The sequence below is a fragment of the Bradyrhizobium sp. USDA3010 genome (assembly GCF_056429065.1).
On the sequence record NZ_JBWJZD010000045.1, the window covers coordinates 22,501 to 42,966 of the forward strand.

At 66.2% G+C, this 20,466-nt stretch carries 14 protein-coding genes; 7 read left to right on the forward strand and 7 right to left on the reverse strand.

Annotation, left to right across the window (positions count from 1 at the left end):
- The first annotated feature begins 497 nt into the window (after positions 1-497).
- The 3 genes from AC066Y_RS37935 to AC066Y_RS37945 all read left to right on the forward strand — a co-directional run bounded on the left by AC066Y_RS37935 (position 498) and on the right by AC066Y_RS37945 (position 6,317).
- Entirely contained in the window at positions 498-1,664 is a 1,167-nt protein-coding gene (locus AC066Y_RS37935) for an efflux RND transporter periplasmic adaptor subunit (protein ID WP_478278329.1), read from the forward strand.
- Positions 1,661-4,834: an efflux RND transporter permease subunit gene (locus AC066Y_RS37940; protein ID WP_478278318.1), complete on the forward strand. Its 3,174-nt coding sequence runs from the start codon at positions 1,661-1,663 to the stop codon at positions 4,832-4,834. The genes AC066Y_RS37935 and AC066Y_RS37940 overlap by 4 nt, the downstream gene beginning before the upstream one ends.
- A gap of 292 nt (positions 4,835-5,126) precedes the next feature.
- Positions 5,127-6,317, forward strand: coding sequence for an ABC transporter substrate-binding protein (locus AC066Y_RS37945; RefSeq protein WP_212316812.1), 1,191 nt, complete (start codon positions 5,127-5,129; stop codon positions 6,315-6,317).
- A 206-nt stretch (positions 6,318-6,523) separates the two neighbouring features.
- Here the strand turns inward: AC066Y_RS37945 and AC066Y_RS37950 are convergent, their stop codons facing one another.
- The 5 genes from AC066Y_RS37950 to AC066Y_RS37970 form a co-directional block, all read right to left on the reverse strand.
- Positions 6,524-6,913, reverse strand: a complete 390-nt coding sequence (locus tag AC066Y_RS37950) for an MAPEG family protein (protein ID WP_478278330.1) — start codon at positions 6,911-6,913, stop codon at positions 6,524-6,526.
- A gap of 106 nt (positions 6,914-7,019) precedes the next feature.
- A complete protein-coding gene (locus tag AC066Y_RS37955) occupies positions 7,020-8,105 on the reverse strand; it encodes a lipocalin-like domain-containing protein (RefSeq protein WP_478278319.1) in 1,086 nt (361 codons plus the stop codon).
- Positions 8,095-10,554: an ABC transporter permease gene (locus AC066Y_RS37960; RefSeq protein ID WP_478278320.1), complete on the reverse strand. Its 2,460-nt coding sequence runs from the start codon at positions 10,552-10,554 to the stop codon at positions 8,095-8,097. Before AC066Y_RS37960 ends, AC066Y_RS37955 begins: the two co-directional genes overlap by 11 nt.
- The gene (locus AC066Y_RS37965; RefSeq protein WP_478278321.1) at positions 10,551-11,204 is read right to left on the reverse strand and encodes an ABC transporter ATP-binding protein; all 654 of its coding nucleotides are present in this window, start codon (positions 11,202-11,204) and stop codon (positions 10,551-10,553) included. The genes AC066Y_RS37960 and AC066Y_RS37965 overlap by 4 nt, the downstream gene beginning before the upstream one ends.
- A 40-nt stretch (positions 11,205-11,244) precedes the next feature.
- Entirely contained in the window at positions 11,245-12,003 is a 759-nt protein-coding gene (locus AC066Y_RS37970) for a class I SAM-dependent methyltransferase (protein WP_478278322.1), read from the reverse strand.
- A 246-nt stretch (positions 12,004-12,249) separates the two neighbouring features.
- On the opposite strand from AC066Y_RS37970, the gene AC066Y_RS37975 reads away from it, so the two are divergent.
- Positions 12,250-13,566, forward strand: coding sequence for an MFS transporter (locus tag AC066Y_RS37975; protein WP_478278323.1), 1,317 nt, complete (start codon positions 12,250-12,252; stop codon positions 13,564-13,566).
- Between the two features lie 192 nt (positions 13,567-13,758).
- On the opposite strand, the gene AC066Y_RS37980 is transcribed toward AC066Y_RS37975, so the two are convergent.
- Entirely contained in the window at positions 13,759-15,477 is a 1,719-nt protein-coding gene (locus AC066Y_RS37980; protein WP_478278324.1) for an N-acyl-D-amino-acid deacylase family protein, read from the reverse strand.
- 121 nt (positions 15,478-15,598) lie between these two features.
- On the opposite strand from AC066Y_RS37980, the gene AC066Y_RS37985 reads away from it, so the two are divergent.
- Both AC066Y_RS37985 and AC066Y_RS37990 read left to right on the forward strand, forming a co-directional pair.
- Positions 15,599-15,721: a hypothetical protein gene (locus AC066Y_RS37985; protein WP_478278325.1), complete on the forward strand. Its 123-nt coding sequence runs from the start codon at positions 15,599-15,601 to the stop codon at positions 15,719-15,721.
- A gap of 205 nt (positions 15,722-15,926) precedes the next feature.
- On the forward strand, positions 15,927-17,495 hold the full coding sequence (locus AC066Y_RS37990; protein ID WP_478278326.1) for a CYTH and CHAD domain-containing protein: 1,569 nt from the start codon (positions 15,927-15,929) through the stop codon (positions 17,493-17,495).
- A gap of 33 nt (positions 17,496-17,528) precedes the next feature.
- On the opposite strand, the gene AC066Y_RS37995 is transcribed toward AC066Y_RS37990, so the two are convergent.
- Complete coding sequence (locus tag AC066Y_RS37995) at positions 17,529-18,761, reverse strand: MFS transporter (protein ID WP_478278327.1); 1,233 nt, start codon at positions 18,759-18,761, stop codon at positions 17,529-17,531.
- A gap of 224 nt (positions 18,762-18,985) precedes the next feature.
- Here AC066Y_RS37995 and AC066Y_RS38000 point away from each other — a divergent pair, with 224 nt between their 5' ends.
- Entirely contained in the window at positions 18,986-20,233 is a 1,248-nt protein-coding gene (locus AC066Y_RS38000; RefSeq protein WP_478278328.1) for a hypothetical protein, read from the forward strand.
- Positions 20,234-20,466 lie beyond the last annotated feature (233 nt).

Consider the following 20,466-nt stretch of genomic DNA (forward strand, 5'->3'; position numbering starts at 1 on the left):
TGCGGGAACTTGGCTGGTCCTGCCGTTAGCGGGCCGGAGGTTTCTGTGCCAAAAGTGGAATCGGGTGCAGTGTGACGAATCTTTGAAGCGAACTCGCGTTGTGATTGATTCGGGGCGGCCTGTCTGTGACCTCGCAGCTCCGATAGGCCAGCCAAACTGCCCCTTTTCGTCGTCACGGTTTCGCGAGCGTGTCGTAAGGCGTTCAGATTGCGCAACTATTCGCTTGATCCGGCAGCCATCTTGAACAGACTGGGGTGCGGCTACATCTGTGACGTCCGCTGCCGCGACATTGCGGTGGCTCATCCGTGTTGAATCACCGCAAGTTCAATTGCGACTTTCGTAGCCCTGCTTTGGTCGGCGTGCTTCGTAGTCTTTTGGGGGAGAGCGAATTGAGTTCGATTGACAGAACGGAGCGTCCGGCTCCGGTAACCGGCGTCGGGCGTCATTCGCTTCGCCGTCAGGGATTTGTCAGGGCGTGCCGGCGCGGCCTCGCGCCGATCGGGCTGTTGGCCGCGCTGGCGCTCGGCGGTTGCGGCGACAAGAGCGCGCAATCGCAGGCCGCGCCTCCGGCGCCGCCCGTGACCGTCGCGCAGCCGGTCAAGCGCACCGTTACCGACTGGGATGAATTCACCGGCCGCTTCGAGGCGATCGAGGAGGTTCAGGTCCGCGCCCGCGTCGGCGGCTTCGTCAACAGTGTCGAGTTCAAGGACGGTGCGATCGTCCACGCCGGCGATCTGCTTTACGTCATCGATCCGCGGCCGTTCGAGGCGGTCGTGCTGCAGGCCGAAGGTCAGCTCGCCGACGCGCGCGCCAAGGGGGAGCTTGCCAAGCGCGATCTTGAGCGCGGGCTCAATCTGGTGCAGACCAGCGCGGTCTCGGAGCAGGTCGTCGACCAGCGCCGCCAGGCGTTGCAGGCGGCGCGCGCCGCCGAAACGCAGGCCGAGGGCACGCTGAAGGCCGCGCAGCTCAACGTCGAATTCACCCATGTGCTGGCGCCGATCACCGGTCGCGTCAGCCGGCATCTGGTGACCCCGGGCAACCTGGTGCAAGGCAGCGAGAGCGGAGCGACGCTGCTCACCTCGATCGTCTCGCTCGATCCGATCTACATCTATTTCGACGTCGACGAGGCGACCTATCAGCGCAACAGCAAGCTGTGGTTCGAAGGCCGGCGGCCGAGCTCGCGCGACACGGCGAACCCGGTGCAGGTGACCCTGACCGGCGAGACCAAGCCCTCGCATGAGGGCAAGATGGACTTCCTCGACAACCGCCTCGACGTCTCCACCGCAACGCTGCGCAGCCGTGCGGTGATCCCGAACAAGGACCTCTCGATCCTGCCCGGCCAGTTCGGCCGCGTCCGCCTGATCGGCTCCTCGCCCTATGAGGCGCTGCTGATCCCGGATACCGCCATCGCCACCGACCAGTCGCGCAAGATCGTGTTCGTCGTCAAGGACGACAACACGGTGGAAGCACGAACGGTCACGCTCGGACCGCTGGATGAGGGGCTGCGCGTGATCCGCGACGGCCTCAAGCCGGAGGACCATGTGATCGTCGACGGGCTGCAACGCGCCCGCGTCGGCGCCAAGGTGACGCCGAAAATGGCCCAGGCTCCGGCCGAAGCCAAGCCCCCGGCAGGGGATAAGCCGGCGGCAGGTGCCAAGCCATGAATCTCGGCAGGCTCTCCATCAACCAGCCCATCCTCGCGATGGTGCTGTCGATCGTGCTGCTGATCGTCGGCGCGATCGCCTATCCGACGCTGCCGGTCTCGGAGTATCCGCAGGTCGTGCCGCCGACCGTCACGGTGACCACGCAGTATCCGGGCGCCTCGGCGCAGACCGTGTCCGACACCGTCGCCGCTCCGATAGAGCAGGAGATCAACGGCGTCGAGGACATGCTGTATCTCTACAGCCAGGCGACCTCAAACGGCCAGCTCACCATTACCGCGACCTTCAAGCTCGGCACCGACCTCGACAAGGCCCAGGTGCTGGTGCAGAACCGCGTCGCGATCGCGCAGCCGCGGCTGCCTGAAGAAGTGCAGCGCAACGGCGTCGTCACCCGCAAGAACTCGCCCGACATCCTGATGGTCGTGTTCATGCTGTCGCCCGACGACACGTTCGACCAGCTCTACATCTCCAACTACGCGCTGCTGCAGGTCCGCGACCAGCTGTTGCGGCTCGACGGCGTCGGCGACATCCAGATGTTCGGCGCACGCGACTACTCGATGCGGCTGTGGCTCGATCCCGACCGGATCGCCAATCTCGGCCTGACCTCGGGCGAGGTGCTGGCGGCGATCCGGGCGCAGAACCTGCAGATCGCGGGCGGCCAGATCGCCGAGCCGCCGATCGCCGATCGCGCCTTCCAGCCGAACCTTGTCTTCACCGGCCGCCTCAAGGACATCAGGCAGTTCGAGGACATCGTGGTGAAGGCCGGCTCCGACGGCCGTACCGTGCGGCTGCGCGACGTCGCCCGCGTCGAGCTCGGCGCGCTGTCCTACGCCACCAACAGCTTCCTGCTGCGCAAATCGGCGGTTGCGCTGCTGGTGACGCAGCGGCCCGGATCGAACGCGCTCGCCACCGCCAAGAGCATCTCCGACACGATGGAGCGGATGAAGGCGGGTTTTCCGAAGGGGCTCGACTACAACATCGGCTACAATCCGACCGAGTTCATCGCCCAATCGGTTCATGAGCTGATCAAGACGATCTACGAGGCGATGGCGCTCGTCGTCATCGTGGTGCTGGTGTTCCTGCAGGGCTGGCGGCCTGCGATCATCCCGATCATCGCGATCCCGGTGTCGCTGGTCGGCACCTTCGCGGTGATGGCCGCGCTCGGCTTCTCGATCAACAATCTGACCTTGTTCGGCCTGGTTCTCGCGGTCGGCATCGTGGTCGACGACGCCATCGTGGTGGTCGAGAATGTCGAACGGCATCTCGAGCACGGCATGAGCCGGCGCGAGGCGGCGCTCAAGACCATGGAGGAGGTCGGCGGCGCGCTGGTCTCGATCGCGCTGGTGCTGTGCGCGGTGTTCGTGCCGACTGCCTTCCTCGGCGGCATCTCCGGACAGTTCTTCCAGCAATTCGCCGTGACCATCGCGGTCGCGACCGCGATCTCCTGCTTCTGCTCGCTGACGCTGTCGCCGGCGCTGGCCTCGCAGATCCTGGTCCCGCACGGGGAGAAACGCCCGCCGGCACGCTGGAACATCATCGCGCGCGGCTGGGACAGCTTCACCGCGCTGTTCAACCGCGTGTTCGACCGGCTGGCGCATGGCTATGCGGCGGTCGCCGACTTCGTGATCCGGCACACCGTGGTGATGGTCGCGATCTACCTCGTGTTGATCGGCAGCGCCGGCTGGCTGCTCGCGACCACCTCGCAGGGCTTCATCCCGGCGCAGGACCGCGGCTACGTCATCATCTCGGCACAGCTGCCGGGCGCCGCGTCGCTGGCGCGGACCACGGCTGTCGTGCGCGAGATCGAGCGGATCGCGCTGGATACGCCGGGTATCGTTCGCGTTGCGGCCTTCGCCGGCTTCTCCGGCGCGACGCGCACGCAGGCGGGTAATGCCGCGGCGCTGTTCCCGGTGTTCGACGAGCCGGAGGCACGCCTGAAGAAGGGACTGACGGCGACCGCAATCACGGCCGACCTGCGCAAGCGGCTGTCGGTGATCCAGGGCGCCTTCATCATCGTCATTCCGCCGCCGGCCGTGCCCGGTATCGGCACCGGCGGTGGTTTCACCATCCGCGTCCAGGATCGACAGGGGCGCGGCCCCGAACTGCTGGCGTCCGCGACCGACGAACTGGTGTTGGCCGCGCGCAAGTCGCCGAGCCTGACCTCGGTGTTCTCGCCGTATTCCGCGAACACCCCGCAGCTGTTCGTCGATATCGATCGCGTCAAGGCGCAGAAGCTCGGCGTCCCCATCGCCAACATCACCGACACGATCGAGACCTATTTCGGCTCGACCTATGTCAACGACTTCAACCTGTTCGGGCGTACCTATCACGTCACCGCGCAGGCCGATCTGCCGTTCCGCAAGGAGACCACCGATCTTTCGCGGCTGCGGACCCGTAACGCCAATGGCGACATGGTGATGCTCGGCAGCGTCGTCGACTTCAAGGACATCTCGGGCCCCGATCGCGTCGCGCGCTACAATCTCTACTCGGCATCCGAACTGCAGGGTGAGCCGGCGCCGGGCGTCAGCTCGACGACGGCGCTCAATGCCATCAAGAAGCTCGCCGACGAAACCCTGCCGAGCGGCTTCTCGTTCGAATGGACCGATCTGTCCTACCAGCAGGTCAACGGCGCCAATGCCGGCCTCTACGTGTTCCCGATCTGCGTGCTGTTCGTCTATCTGGTGCTGGCCGCGCAATATGGCAGCTGGACACTGCCGTTCGCGGTGATCCTGATCGTGCCGATGTGCCTGTTCGCGGCCACCATCGGCGTGCGCATCATGGGCCAGGACGTCAACATCCTGACCCAGATCGGCTTCGTGGTGCTGGTGGGCCTCGCCGCCAAGAACGCGATCCTGATCGTCGAGTTTGCGCGCGATATCGAGCTCGAGGGCCGGCCACGGCTGGAGGCGGTCATCGAGGCCTGCCGGCTCCGCCTGCGGCCGATCCTGATGACGTCGTTCGCCTTCATCCTCGGCGTGCTGCCGCTGGTGCTGTCGACCGGCTCGGGCTCGGAGATGCGCCAGGCGGTCGGTGTCGCCGTGTTCTTCGGCATGCTCGGCGTCACCCTGTTCGGCCTCGTCTTCACGCCGATCTTCTACATGGTGGTACGCAACCTCGCGGAAGGAAAGAACGAGGGCAAGCCGAAGGAACCCGCAGCGAACGTGGCGGGGTGAGGGCGACCGGCATTCCGCAGCAGCGAGTGCTTCCCCGTCATCCTGAGGAGCCTGCGAAGCAGGCGTCTCGAAGGATGCACGACCGCCAGCCGGGCCGTCGAGCCTTCGAGGCTCGCCCAGCGGCGCAATTGCGCCGCAAGGCTCGCACCTCAGGGTGACGGAGCAGATATTGTGCAGACTTGCGTCGGCAGCCCATACTAACGGCTGAGCGGAAAGAGATGGGCAGGCGCGGGGTTATAAAATAATGTCCCGCCGATTTTTCCTGATGAGAGACTGCTGGGAGAGCACAAAAATGAAGTCGGGATTTTTGGCTGCGGTCGCGGCTTGCAGCCTGATGCTTGCGGCGCCGGCGTCGGCACAAGGTGTCAAGATCGGCATCCTGAACGATCAGTCCGGCGTCTACGCCGACTACGGCGGAAAGTATTCGCTTGAGGCGGCGCGGATGGCGGTCGAGGATTTCGGCGGCGAGGTGCTGGGCCAGAAGATCGAGATCGTCACCGCCGACCATCAGAACAAGCCGGACCTCGCGACCGCGATCGCGCGGCGCTGGTACGAGGTCGAGAATGTCGACATGATCACCGAGCTCACCACCTCGTCGGTCGCGCTCGCGGTGCAGGAGCTGTCCAAGGAAAAGAAGAAGATCGACATCGTGGTGGGTGCGGCGACCTCGCGCATTTCAGGCGATGCCTGCACGCCCTACAGCTTCCACTGGGCCTACGACACGCGTGCGCTGGCGGTCGGTACCGGCGGGGCGCTGACGGAAGCGGGCGGCGACACGTGGTTCTTCCTGACCGCCGACTACGCCTTCGGCTACGCGCTGGAAAAGGACACCAGCGACATCGTCGCCTCGAAGGGCGGCAAGGTGGTCGGCTCGGTCCGCGTGCCGCTCAACTCGTCGGACTTCTCGTCCTTCCTGCTGCAGGCGCAGAGCTCGAAGGCCAAGATCATCGGGCTTGCCAATGCCGGGCTCGACACCACCAACTCGATCAAGCAGGCAGCCGAGTTCGGCATCGTCAGGGGCGGCCAGAAACTCGCCGGCCTGCTGATGACGCTGTCGGAGGTGCACGGTCTCGGGTTGGAGGCAGCCCAGGGTCTTGTCCTCACCGAAGGGTTCTACTGGGATCACGACGACGCCTCGCGCGCTTTCAGCGAGCGCTTCATCAAGCGCACCGGCCACATGCCGAGCATGATCCATGCCGGCACCTATTCGGCGACGCTGAGCTATTTGAAGGCGGTGAAGGCCGCCGGCACCAAGGACAGCGAAGCGGTCGCCGCGAAGCTGAAGGAGCTGCCGGTCGACGATGCCTTTGCCAAGGGCAAGGTGCTCGCCAACGGCCGCATGGTCCACGACCTCTATCTGTTCGAGGTCAAGAAGCCGTCGGAATCGAAGAAGCCGTGGGACTATTACAAGCAGCTTGCCGTGGTGCCGGGCGACAAGGCGTTCTTCACCGCCAAGGACAGCGGCTGCCCGCTGACCAAGTGACGCGCAGCTGACGTATCACGCAACTCGCGACACAACATCACTGTCGTCCCTGCCTTGTGCGCAATTGCGCACGGGAGCAGGGACCCATAACCACCGAACTTGGTTGTGAGATCAGGCTGGGGCCCCAGCCATCGCAACTCGACCTGTGGTTATGGGTCCCGGGTCAAGCCCGGGACGACAGCGGAGTATGTGGCGCGATCGCGCCTTCAATGCACCAGCCGCCACACCGCGCCGCCGAGCGCGCCGATCCACAGGATGATGCACGCGGCGGCCTGAATGGCAAAACCTCGGCTGCGCTTCGCCACCGCCTCGCGATAGCCGATGAAGTAGACGATGCGGCCAATCACCCAGAGCGCGCCGATCGCGGCCGCCGCGGCATCGCCGACATAGATCGCAAACAGCCACAGCGACGGCAGGAAGATCGGCATCCACTCCAGCGTGTTCATCTGGATGCGGAAGATGCGCTCGAAATCCGGATGGCCCGAGATCGCCGGCAGCTTGACGCCATAGGCGGCTCGGGCGCGCGCGACCTGTGTCGAAGTGAAGAAATAGAACGCGATGGCAAGGGAGGTGACGATGGCCGTGTAGTGGTACATGTCGGGCGTGTCCTCTTGTTTCATTGGCCCCGATGTCATGACGGGGCGGCCGCGACCGGTGTGACAGGCTGGACGAATTTGGGCGCGCCGATCTTCTGTCGGCGTTTCAGTACCCGGTCATCTCAAGATAGCCGATTCCCGCGTGGCTGCCCGAAAAGCGGATCGGGCCTTCCCAATACGGGAAGCTGGTCCCCATCCAGGCCTTCGGATTGACCGGCCTGGTCTCGATGGCAAGGCCGCGTGCCGGAAGGGCGACGCGCCATGACGTCGACAGCTTGCGGCCGTCGATCTCGGTGGTCGTAACCGGCGTGATGCTGTTGCCGGGGCCAGCGATCTCGGCCGAGCGGCCGTCCGGCGTGAACCAGTTGCCGAACAGGTTCTCGCGGCCATCCTTCTGGCGCAGCCGGTACAGCATCAGCTTCTCGTCGCCGGGCAGATGCAGCGAGAACCAGTCCCAGCCGGTCTGGTCCGCCGCCAATGGCTGGCTGCTCCATTCGCGATCCATCCAGGCTATGCCCGCGACGTCGACCGGTCCATCGTCGATCACGATGCGGCCGGACGCCTGGTAGAACGGCTGGCTGTAGTAATAGGAGGCCTGTCCGCGGTCCGACTTGCGGCTGTAGCCGTGGTCGCCCTGCAGCACCAGCGGGCGATTGGCGTCGAGGCGGAGCGCGGTGCTGAAGTCGGCAGCCGAAGCCTTCAGCTCGAGCGGCGCGACGCGCTGCGCATCGAACGGGTCGAGCCCGTGCATCTCCCAGGCGTCGATCCAGGCGCGGAACGGCGTGGCCTCGACACCGGCTTGACCGACCCCGCCGCGCGCAAAGGTCTCGCTGAAACGATGCGTGGTGGCGCTGGTCACGGCGGCGTGGCCCATCCAGACCTGCTGGTTGGCCCAGCCCTCGCGGGGGCCGCCCGGCTTCATCGCCTGGCGGAACAGCGTCCATTGCGCGCCATAGGCTGCACCATTCGCGTCGGAGAGATTCGCCGTCACGTACCACCACTCGATCCGGAACTCCGGATGCGGGCCGTGATCGATTGGGAAAACGAATGGCTTGCCCGGCGTGACGGCGGCAAAACCTTCGGCATTCTCGCCGAGCCCGGCAAAGCCCTGCGCAAGGCTCTTGCCGCCGAGCGCGAGCGCCAGTGCGCCGCCGGCAAACGCGCGCCGCGTAATATCAGCACTAGCGCTCATTGACGAAGATCCTGATCAGGCTGGCTGGCTGCATGCGCGCCAGTCTTGCGACCGGCAGCGCCGCCGCGCAGAAGGCGGCGGCGAGCGCCACCGCGAGCAGCTCGATCAGCTGCAACGGGAAGACGTGGAACGGCAGCCGCCAGCCGAATGCCTTCACATTGACGATCGCAAGCAGGCACCAAGCAACCAGAAGGCCGAGTGGCAGTGCGAACAGCGCGGTGATCAGCGCGACCGCCATGGTCTTCAACAGTTCGAGCGCCGCGAGCCGCCGCCGCGTCAGGCCGATCGCCCACAGCGGCGCCAGCTGCGGCAGCCGCGAATTGGCCAAGGTCAGCAGGCTGGTCAGGAGCGCGATGCCGGCGACGCCGAGCGTGAAGGTGTTGAGCGCCGCCGTCACCGAGAAGGTGCGGTTGAACACCCGTTTGGATTCCCGCTTCATCGTCGCCTGGTCGGCGACGTTGCGGTCGTCGAGGCCGAACTTCTCCTGCAACGCCGCGATCAGCGGTGCGATGTGATCGGGCGCGACGCGGAGCCCGATCCGGGTCTGCGGCGTCAGCGGAAAGCGCCGGGTCAGCGCGGCGAAGTTGACCGCGATCTGGCCTTTGGGGTTGCCGTAATCGGCATAGATGCCGACGATCTCGAGTGGCCAGCTGCCGCCCGGGGCCGGCACCTCGATATGATCGCCAATCGCAAGCTTCATCCGCCGCGACAGCTGCTCGCTGACCAGACAGGTGTCGCCGGGACGCAAGCGCACCCAGGCATTCGCCGTGCTCTCCAGCAACGGCCAGTTGTCGCGATAGGTGACGTGGTCGGGAAGGCCGAGCACCTCGATCGGTGCGCCGCCGAATTGCGTATCGGCGCGGCCGCCGGGCAGGATGGCCTGAATCCCCGGCCGATCGCGCAGCCACGCCTTGATCTCTTTTGCCTGTCGATCGCTGGCGGCGCTGATGTAGACGTCGGCGGCGAGGCGGCCGTCGAGCCAGACCAGGAAGGTGCGGCTGAAGCTTTCCACCATGGTGCTGACACCGACATTGACCGCGAGCGCGAGCAACAGCGCCATCAGCGCCAGCGACAGGCCTGAGAGCTGCTGGCGGCTGTCGGCCCAGAACCAGATGCCGACCGGCGCCCGCGCGCTGCGCCGGCCGAATGCGAGCGCGATCTGCAGCACCATCGGCAGGATCAATGCCGCGCCGAGCATCAGCGCGGCCAGCACGGCAAAGCCCGCGATCAGGGAATCGCCGAACTGAATGAGAGCTGCCGCCACCGCAAACACCGCGAGCGCCGCGGCACTCTGGAACATGAGCCAGCGCCGTTGCGCCTGCTGCCAGGCCTGCGGCTGCGCCGTCGTCAGCACCGGCATCCGGATCGCCTTGGCAAGGCTCGCGGCGGCGGCAGCGAGCGCGCCCAGAATGCTGATGGCGATGCCGGCGAACCACCAGACGGGCTTGAGCGAAAGCTGTCCGGGGATCTGCGCGCCATAGAGCCCGCGCAGCGAGGCCGCGACATCGGGCAGCAAGGCTGCCGCGATGAAGTAGCCGCAGACGAGGCCAATCAGGCCGGCGACCAGCGCCAGCGACACCAGCTCGATCACGAGCACGGTGTTGAGCAGCCGCGCCGAGACGCCGCAGGCGCGCAAGGTGCGCAGCATCGGCAGCCGCTGCTCGAAGGCGAGGCCGATCGCGGAGTTGACGATGAACAGGCCGACGAAGAACGACAGCAGGCCGAATGCGGTGAGGTTGAGATGGAAACTGTCGGTCAGCCGTTCGAGGTCGCTCTCGGCGCTCGGCTCCACCAGCCGAAGCTTTTTGCCTGCCACGCTTTCAAGCGTCGCGCGCGGCGTTTTCGATTTGCCGACCAGCAGGCGCGACACCTGGCCGGGCATCTTCAGGATGTCCTGCGCGATGCCGATATCGACGACCAGTGCGCCGGGTGCGAGCTCCGCCTGCACGCGCAGCGGCGGCAGGCTCGTTCCGTTGGCCTGCGGCCGTTCGCCCTCCCTGAGGCCGAGATCGCGCAGCGTCTCGCCCGCCACCAGCATTTCGCCCGGCGGCGTGACGAAGGATAGCAGGTTGCCGCGTCCGACCGCCGGCGCGTTGCCGACCTCCGATGGCAGCGTCACCGGCTCGACACCGAGCAGGCGCAAGCTGCGCCCGTCGATCTGGACGCGGCCCTCCAGCGTCGGTGACACCGGCCAGCCGGCGCGGCGCAGATTGACGAACAGTTTTTGCGGGAAGGTCGCGCTGTCGCGGCTCACCAGCATGGCGGTGCGCGAGCCGCCGAAGGTCGCGGCGGCGCGGTCATAGGCGATGCGGGCCTGCTGGTTCAGCGCCTGCACACCGCTCCACAGCGCGGTCGCCGAGATCAACCCGATCAAAAGCGTCGCAAGCTGCATCGGATGCCGCCGCCAATGGCTCAGCAGCACCGCAAGAATCCACAGCGCCCGCCTCATGCGATGACCCCGGCATGCAGGGTGACCTGGCGGTCGAGCGTCGCGGCGAGCCGCGCGCTGTGGGTGACCATCAGGAAGCCGCAGCCGGTACGCGCCACCAGATCGCGCGCCAGAAGCAGCACCTCGTCGGCGGTGTCCTCGTCGAGATTGCCGGTCGGCTCGTCGGCGAGCAGCAACAGCGGCTTCGGCGCCAGCGCGCGGCCGATCGCGACGCGCTGCTGCTGGCCGCCGGACAATTGCTCGGGATAGCGCTTCAGGAGCGGCCTGAGCCCGAGGCGCTCGACCAGTTCGTCATGCCAGGCCGCATCGTGGCGGCCGGCGATGCGGGACTGGAACACGAGATTGTCCGCGACCGTCAGGCTCGGGATCAGGTTGAACTGCTGGAACACGAGGCCGAGCCGGTCGCGGCGCAGTTCGGCGCGGCCGGCGTCGTTGAGGGCGGAGACCGTGATATCGGCAAGCCTGATCTCGCCGCTGTCGGCGGCATCGAGCCCCGCGATCAGATGCAGCAGCGTGCTCTTGCCGCTGCCGGATTCGCCTGACAGCGCCACGCTCTCGCCGGTCGTGACAGTGAGATCGACGCCGCGCAGCACCGCGACGTCTTCACCGGCAGAGCGGTAACTCTTGGTCAGGCCGGTGACGCGAAGCACCGCGGCGGTCTGGTCAGGTGAAGCGATGGCCGTGCCTCATTCAAGGCTTCTGGTATTTCAGGACGAACTCGTCGATCGGCACCGGCGCCTTGAAGACGGGAATGTCCTTCGGGTCTTCCGCATGATGCAGGAAATCGGCCTCGGCCACCAGCTTGAAGCCGGCCGCCTCGATCTCCTGCTTCAGGGTGCTCTCCTCGATCCGGTGCAGCGTCTTGGCGACGCTTGTGCCGTCGCCGGCCTTGGCCGAGTGGTCCGCGATGACCAGGAAGCCGCCCGGCTTCAGCGCGGCGAACATCTTCTTGTTCATCGCGGCGCGATCGACCGGCAGATAGCTGATGTCGTGATAGAAAAAGAACAAGGTGATCATGTCGAGGTTGTTGACCTCGGGCGGGATCGGATCGTCGTAGTCGCGCACCAGATGGACAACGTTCTTCATCGCCGGCGCCTTGGCGCGGGTGTCGAACTTGTCCTTGACGAAGCGCTCGAGCACGGCAGCCGAATCCTGCGCGTAGACCTTGCCCGAAGGGGCGACGGTGCGCGCCAGGAGTTCTGTGCTGTAGCCGGCGCTCGCCGCCATGTCGAGGATGGTCATGCCGGGCTTGACGCCGGCAAAGGCGAGCATCTTGGCCGGCTGGCGGCGCTGGTCGACCTGGCGATCCGCTTCGCTGCGATCGGGCGCGGCGACGATCGCCGCATAGTCGGGACCGGCGGCGTCCTCGGCGCGGACTTGAGGCACCGCGAGCAGCGTGGCGGACATAATCGCAGCGCAGGCGGCCGCGCGAAGGATCGATCTGTTCATGAAATAACCCAACCTTGAATAACCTCGGCTTTTCGTTGCCCCGAGCATAGCAGCCGACCCATGACAGATCACCGCTTCACTGGCCGCGACGACGCGATCGTGATCGGGGCGCGCTTGCCCGGCCATCGTGTCGCGCCGGCCACAGAACCCGAGGAAATGCGGGTTGCGTTGCGCGGCGAGGCGTGGCTAGCATCCTGCCGAGGCCGATCTTACGAAGCCAAAAAACGAAACGACGGGGAGCCAGACATGACGACGCAACCGACGCCCAAAGGGATGTCGAAGGGGACGCCCAAAGGCGCCTGGCAAATCACCTTCCTTCTGTTCCTGTACATGGTGGTGAACTTTGCGGACAAGATCGTGGTCGGGCTTGCCGGCGTGCCGATCCGGAAGGAGATGGGTCTCACCCCGGAGCAGTTCGGCGATCTCGGCTCATCCTTCTTCTATCTGTTCTCGATCTCGGCGATCGTGGTCGGCTTCATCGTCAACCGCGTCGACACGCGTTGGGTGCTGCTGATCCTGGCGGTGATCTGGTCGCTGACGCAATTTCCGATGATCGGCACCGTCAGCCTCACGACGCTCACGATCTGCCGCATCATCCTCGGCGCCGGCGAGGGACCGGCCTTCTCGGTCGCCGCGCACGCGATCTACAAATGGTTTCCGGATGAGAAGCGCACGCTGCCGACCGCGATCCTGTCGCAGGGTTCGGCGTTTGGCGTGATCCTCGCGGTGCCCGCGCTGAACTGGATCATCGTCAATCACAGCTGGCATCACGCCTTCGGCGCGCTCGGAATCGTCGGCCTGCTCTGGACCGTCGCCTGGTTCGCGCTCGGCAAGGAAGGGCCGCTGGTGTCGACGGTTGCCGTTGTTGCCGACGAGCCACGGATTCCCTACTGGAAGCTGCTGACGTCGCGCACCTTCGTCGGCTGCGTGGTCGCGACCTTCGGCGCCTATTGGGCGCTGTCGTTGGGCCTGACCTGGTTCACGTCGTTCATCATCGAGGGGCTCGGCTTCTCGCAGCAGCAGGCCGGCTTCGTCTCGATCCTGCCCTGGATCTTCGGTGCGACGATCGTGCTCCTGACCGGCTGGATCTCGCAGCTGATGCTGGCGCGCGGCTTCACCACCCGCGGCGCGCGCGGCGTGCTCGGCTCGGTGCCGTTGATCGTCGGCGGCTGCATCCTCGCTGCGCTGCCCTATGCGCCGCCGGGCGCGCTGATGATCGCACTGCTGGTGATCGGCTCCGGCCTGTGCGGCTCGATCTATGTGGTGTGCCCGCCGATGCTCGGCGAGTTCACGCCGGTGTCGCAGCGTGGCGCGATCATCGCGATCTACGGTGCGCTCTACACCGTCTCGGGCATCCTGGCGCCGATGGTGATGGGCAGTGTGATCCAGCACGCCGCCACGCCGATGGCCGGCTACATGAGCGGCTTCACCATCAACGCCGCGATCATGGCCGGCTCCGGCCTGCTCGGATTGCTGCTGCTGTGGCCCAACACCGAGCGTGCGCGGCTGACCGGCACGCCGCAGCCAGCAGGCACGATCAAGGGCGCGATGTCGCCGACGTGAGGGGCGCGGCTTCCACCTTCCCCTGCCCTCCAGGGGAGGGTGACGCGGCGGCCGCGGTTCGCATCAATGTCGAGCTCTCGGTGGCCCGGACTCTCTGGAGCCCGGATGAAGCGCAGCGAAATCCGGGGCCTTGCTATCCGCGGATAGAGCTGCTCCGGATTGCGCTTCGCTTCATCGGGGCTACAAGCTACCTCAGTTCATTCCCTGCGCGCCGCGGACGAGCCTGCCCGGCCGTGCGCCGGTGGCCCTGCCCTCGCGCTGGGTGACGACGCCGGAGACGATGGTGGCGTCGTAGCCGTCGACCTGTTGCAAGAGACGGCGGCCGCCGACCGGAAGGTCGTAATGCACCTTCGGCGGATGCAGGTGCAGCCGGTCGTAGTCGATCACGTTGACGTCGGCCTTGAAGCCCGGCGCGATCACGCCGCGATCAGTGAGCCCAACCGACAGCGCGGTCTTGCGCGACTGCGCCGCGATCACGAACGGGATCGAGAGCTTCTCGCCGCGGCTGCGGTCGCGCGTCCAGTGCGTCAAGAGATAGGTCGGGAAGCTGGCGTCGCAGATGATGCCGCAATGCGCGCCGCCGTCGGACAGGCCGGGCACGGCGCTGGGTTCGCGCAGCATCTCATGCACGGCGTCGAGATTGCCGTCGGCATAATTCAGGAACGGCACATAGAGCATGCCGCGGCCCTCGTCGGTCAGCATCGCGTCATAGGCGAGCTCTTCCGGCTGCCGGCCCTGGCGGCGCGCCTGCGGGCCGAGCGCGTTCTCGGGCGGCTGCTCATAGTCCGGCGGATTGCCCAGGAGATACATCTTGTCGTAGTTCGGCCGGAAGAACAGCGGATCGTCGGTTGCCGTCGCGCTCTCGCTCAGGATCGCGGCGCGCACCTCGGGCCGGCGCAGATGCGTCAGCCGCTCGGCCAGCGGCAGCCTGGCGATTTCGCGATAGCTCGGATGGGTCTGGAACGGGTTGCGCGACAATTCGAGCCCGAGCAGCAGCCCGACCGGCCGCGCCGCGATCTGGGTCGTGATCGACAGGCCGCGGGCGGCGGCTTCATTGATGGTGTCCATGGTCTGCCGCCAGCGCCGTGGCGCCTTGTCGGCCTGGGCGACCGAGAACGAGATCGGGCACCTTGTGTTCTCGGCGACCCGCAGCATCATCGGCAGGTCTTCATGCACGGTGCTCTGGTCGAGCACGAATTGCAGCACGCTGCGGCCGACGCCGTGCATCGCGCCGGCGATCGCGGTCAATTCATCCTCGCCCGCTTTCAGGGTCGGCGTATAGTCGCCGGTCGAGGTGCGGTGGTTGAGCGTGCGCGAGGTCGAGAAGCCCAGCGCGCCGGATCGCACCGCGTCGCCGGCGAGCGCCGCCATTGCCTGGTTGTCCTCGGGCGTGGCGGGATCGCGGCGCGCGCCGCGCTCGCCCATCACATAGACCCGCAGCGCCGCGTGCGGCAGTTGCGCGCCGATGTCCATGTCGAAACTGCGCTTCGACAGCCACTCCATGTAGTCGGGGAAGCTTTCCCACGCCCATGGAATGCCGGCGCTCAGCACCGGCTCCGGAATGTCCTCGACGCCTTCCATCAGCTCGATCAGCCTGCCGTGATCGCTCGGCCGGCACGGTGCGAAGCCGACGCCGCAATTGCCCATGATCGCGGTCGTGACGCCGTTCTGCGACGACGGCGTGATGTCCTGGCTCCAGGTCACCTGGCCGTCGTAATGGGTGTGGACGTCGACGAAGCCGGGCGCCACCAGTCTGCCGCGCGCGTCGATCTCTTCCTTGCCTCTTGCGGAGACCTTGCCGACTTCGGTGATCCTGCCGCCCGAGATCGCGACATCGGCCTCATAGAGGTCGCCGCCCTTGCCGTCGGCGATGTTGCCGCCGCGGATCACGAGGTCTGGGGTCGAGGTCATGGCGTTTCATCCCGAGGCTGTTCTTGGTTGCTGGCATCATGGGTGAGCCCCTGATGCTGTCAACCATCGCCGGCGAAGCTCTGGGATGCGCCGGCGATGATTTGGCAGCGGGGATTGCGCGTTGCGGAAATTTGACCCCGCTGACCAGCGGCGGGTGCGGCTGAAGCTAACCGGCCTCGCGGCCGATCATCTCGCCGAACTGTCTGCGGTTCATCTCGATGAGCTGTCGCGGCGATCGGAATGAATTCCTGCTGCGCATAACGCTTCGCGCCCGCGCAACGCGCTTCTCGCGCTTGGATCGCGACGCGGCCAAATCCAACCTAAAGGCGCGGTTTTAGATGCAATTCGCGGCCAACGCGGGCTGCAATCCAGCGATGTGCCTTGTCATTGTCATGAAACCTTCATAGACCATCCCGGGGGCGATATCATTGAATGGACGGCGGCCGGTCGTGACCGATGCGGGGACTCCCATTGCCGTCAGGCATGGCGATCAGGCGGAAATCGAACTCAAGCTGCTTGCGCCGCAAGGAAGCCTCGAAAAACTGCGCGAGGCAGCCTGCATCGTGCAGCATGCGCGCAATCGCGGTGCATTTCACCGGCTGGAGACGGTCTATTACGACACGCCGGAGCGGCTATTGTTTCGGCATGGCATGTCACTGCGCGTGCGACGCAGCGGCAAGACCTTCATCCAGACACTGAAGCTTTCACCGAATCGCTCGCAGCCTCTGAGGCGGCGCCAATGGGAGGTGCCGCTTGAGAGCATCGCCCCTGATCTGGCGCGGTTCCCCGCCGACGAGGTCGGCGATCCCGTGGCGGCGCTGAGCAACGATGCGCTGGTGCCGGTGTTCGCGACAAAAGTGCGCCGCCACGCGCGGCAGCTCGACCTGCCCGATGCGTCGGTTGAGATCGCATTCGACGAGGGGACGATCGAGGCCGATGCGCGCCACGAGGTCCTGTCGGAAATCGAGCTTGAACTGAAGAGCGGCAATGCCGGCGTCCTGTTCGATCTCGGAACCCAGTTGCTCGATGCAGCACCGCTGCAGATCGGCACGCTCAGCAAGGCGGAACGCGGCTATGCGCTCGCGTTCGATGTCGCGCCATCGGCGGCGAAGGCCGAGTTGCCAGGCATCACCGCGGAGCTTCCGGTCGACGACGTCATCGCGCTGCTCGTGGGCTCCTGCTGGCACCATCTTTTGAGAAATCACGCGGTGGCCGAGCAGGGATCGGACCCCGAAGGCGTGCACCAGATGCGCGTGGCCTTGCGGCGCTTGCGGACGATCTGCGCGCTGTTCCGGCGCGACGTTCCATCGCCGGCATTCCCGGCGATCAACAGCGAAGCAAAATGGCTGATGCGGCAGCTCGGCCAGGCCCGCGATTGGGACGTCTTCGCCGAAACGACGATCACCCGCCTGGTCAGCGCGGTTCCGGATATCGACCTGGATGGCCTTCGCCAGGCGGTTCAGCAGCAACGGAAGTCGAGTTACGGCACCTTGCAGAACGTCCTGGCCGATCCCCGGTGCAGCCGCTTCCTGCTCTCGCTCGGGCATCTGGTGGAACGTCGGGGCTGGCGTAACGAGATCGACAGCGAAGCGCTGGCTGTCCTGTCGCAACCGATGCCGGTGCTCGCCGACAAGATTCTGGAACGATTGCATCGCAAGACATTGAAGCGGGGTGCGGGCTTCCGGCGGCTCGATATCCACGCGCAGCACAATCTCAGGATCAACCTCAAGAAGTTGCGCTATGCGGCGGAGTTCTTCCTGCCGCTCTATGCGTCGCACGCGCCGGCGAAGCGCTACGTGAAGCGGCTCGCCGGGCTGCAGACCAGTCTGGGGCGGGTGTGCGACATCGGAAGCACGCGCGTGCTGCTCCATGCCATCCGGCAGGACGACCAGCCTGCGCTTCATCTCGGCATCGGCGCGATGGCCGGCTGGCTCGCCCGCGATCAGATCGCGGTGGCGAAAACGCTGCGCAAGAGTTGGCGGCGGTTCAAGACGACGCCGGCATTCTGGGGCCGGTGAGTTTGGCAGCGGAAGGCGATCCGCGGGGGTTGCCTAACGGGGCTGCGCCTGGATCGCAAGTGCGGAGGCCTGCGGCTTGCGTTCGGTGACCAGCGCGAGCAGCACCGTCAGCACCATGAAGACCGCGGAAGCGCCGAACACCCAGTGCGGCATGTGCTGGTCCATGATCCAGCCGAACAGCAGCGGGCTGACGATGCCGCCGAAGTTGAAGCCGGTGGAGACGATGCCGAAGGCGCGGCCGGCGGCACCGGGAGGCGCGGCATTGCGCACCATCATGTCGCGGGACGGCGCGATCACGCCGCCAAGGAATCCGGCAAGCCCCATCGCGAGCGTGAGCGCCACGGGCGGCAGGTTCACCAGTGCGACCAGCACGACCAACACGGCATTGACCGCGAAGCAGGCTGCGGCAAGCTGGCTGTGGCGATGGGTCCAGTCGGCGAGATAGCCGCCGGCGAGCACGCCCGAGGCGCTGGCGCCGAGGAAGGCGGTGAGTGCGATGTTGGCGGTCGAGAACGACGCGCCGTAGCCGCCCATCAGCGCGACCACGCCGAAATTGTTGATGCCCGAGGTCGAGAGGCTGAGCAGCGTGAAGAACGCCGTCAGCACCATCAGCGCCGGCGTGATCACGCTCGCCTTCGGCGTCGCATCGTCCTTCGGCTTGTTCTTGTTGGCGCCGGCATCGGGAATGCCGAGCACGATCAGGAACAGCGCCACCAGCGGGCCGACCGCGCCGGCCACGATCAGCGCGCCGGGGCCGCCGATCGAGGCGACCAGCGCTGCCATGATCGCGGGCGCCACCGCGCCGCCGAGGAAGCCGGCAAAGGTGTGGATCGAGAAGGCGCGGCCCATCCGCGCCTCGTCCATATGGGCCGACAGGATCGCGTAGTCAGCCGGATGGTAGACGCTGTTGGCGAGGCCGAGCGCCACGGCACAGACGATCAGCGACGTATAGCTCAGATGCAGGCCGAGCCCGATCAGCGCGCAGCCGCCGATGGTCAGCCCGATCAGCAGGATCTTGCGCGCGCCGATATGGTCGGCGAGGTAGCCGATCGGCGCCTGGGTCAAGCCCGACACCACCGCAAACACCGTCAGCGCGAACCCGAGTTCGACATAGCCGACGCCGAGTTGCTGCTTCAGGAACGGGAACAGCATCGGCAGCACGAAGATATGGAAATGGCTGACCCAATGGGCGACCGAAATCCCCGTCAGCGTGCGCAGCGCGCTGTCGGCTTTCGCTTGCTGCGGTGCGGCCAGAATGTCGACCATGTCAGTGAAGCCCCAATTCCAAAGCGTTTTCGAGCGAAGTGGGTACCGGTTCGCGTGACGAAAACGCGTCAAAAAAATGCCCGGCAGGGCCGGCAGAAAATAAAGGCTGGCCGCTAATTGTCCATGAACGCGGGCGCATGGCTGCCCCCGGCGCGGGCGTGCCGGATCGACACATGCGGCATTAAAGGCGGCGACAAAGTGTGGTCCTGCGGTGATGATCGGCCATGATCGACGCCAAAAAGCCGCTCCGGGTGCTTGTGTCAGAGGGCTCCAGCACCTCCGGCCGCGAGGCGATCACGATCCTGGGGCTGGCCGGCCATCACGTCGAGGTCTGCGATCCTTCGCGCTGGTGCCTGGCGCGTTATTCCCGCTTTGTCCGCAGATACCATCATTGTCCGCCGCTGCGGTCAGATTCTGCCGGCTTCCTCCGCTTCGTCGAGCGGCTGTTGGCGTCGCGGCATTTCGATGTGCTGCTGCCGACCCACGAGCAGGGCTTCCTGTTCGCCCGCGCCGCGGCGCGGCTGACATCACGTACCGGTCTCGCGCTGCCGGATTTCGACAGCTATCGCGCGGTGCACAGCAAGGCCGGCTTCAGCCGGCTGCTCGACCGGCTCGGACTGCCGCAGCCGCCGACCCGGATCGTCCGATCGGCCGACGAGCTGCGCGAGGCGGTGCGGTTTCCGTCCGTGGTCAAGACGTCGGTCGGCACCGCGAGCCGCGGCGTCTGGTTCGTGCGTGACGCGGGCGATCTCAATCGCACACTCTACGACCTCGAATCCGCCGGCGATTTTGCCGGCGAGGTGCTGGCGCAGGATCTCATCACCGGCACGGTCGAGAAGGCCCAGTCGGTGTTCTGCCGCGGCACGCTGGTCGGCTTCCACGCCTACCGGCAGATCGCGGCCGGTGTCGGCGGCGGCGAGGCGATCAAGGAGAGCGTGAGCCGGCCGGCGATCCGTGCCGCGCTCGAGACGATCGGCGCGCATCTCGGCTGGCACGGCGCACTCTCGGTAGACGTCATCATGCCGCTCGACAGCGCGACGCCGCTGTTGATCGACTGCAACCCGCGGCTGGTCGAACCTGTCAACGCGTGCCGGTCCGGCACTGATCTGGTCGATCTCCTGCTGCGGGTCTCGCTCGGCGAGACGCCGGCACCGCTGGCCGAGAGCCGTGCCGGGGTGCGGACGCATCTCGCCATGCAGGCGTTGCTCGGCAGCGCATCGCGCGACGGCACCCGGCGCGACCTGATCAGGGAATGCGGCCGCATCGCCGCGGGCGAAGGTCTCTATCGGGGAAGCAGCGAGGAGTTGACGCCGGTGCGACTCGATTGGCTCAGTGCCGTGCCGCTCGTGATGACGACACTGCTGCTGCTGGCATCGCCGCCGATCGCCTCATCGCTGGCGCGCGGCGGCTTTGGTGCGCATCTGCTCGATCGCACGAGTATCGAGAAGATCGAGGGCGAGGATTTCTGCTGACCCCATTCTCGTCGTCCCGGGCAAGCAAAGCGCGACCCGGGACCCATAACCACTGCTGGCGGTTGTTGTGCATCGCTGGGGCTACAGCTTATCTCAACAATCCAACCCTGTGGTTGATGGTGTGGACGGCCCCCTACGGCATCGGTGTGCCAGAATGAGGTTGTCTAGATCTCATACATGGGAGCCGTCCGTGAACCAGATTATCCGCATTGGTATGGATACGTCGAAGTATA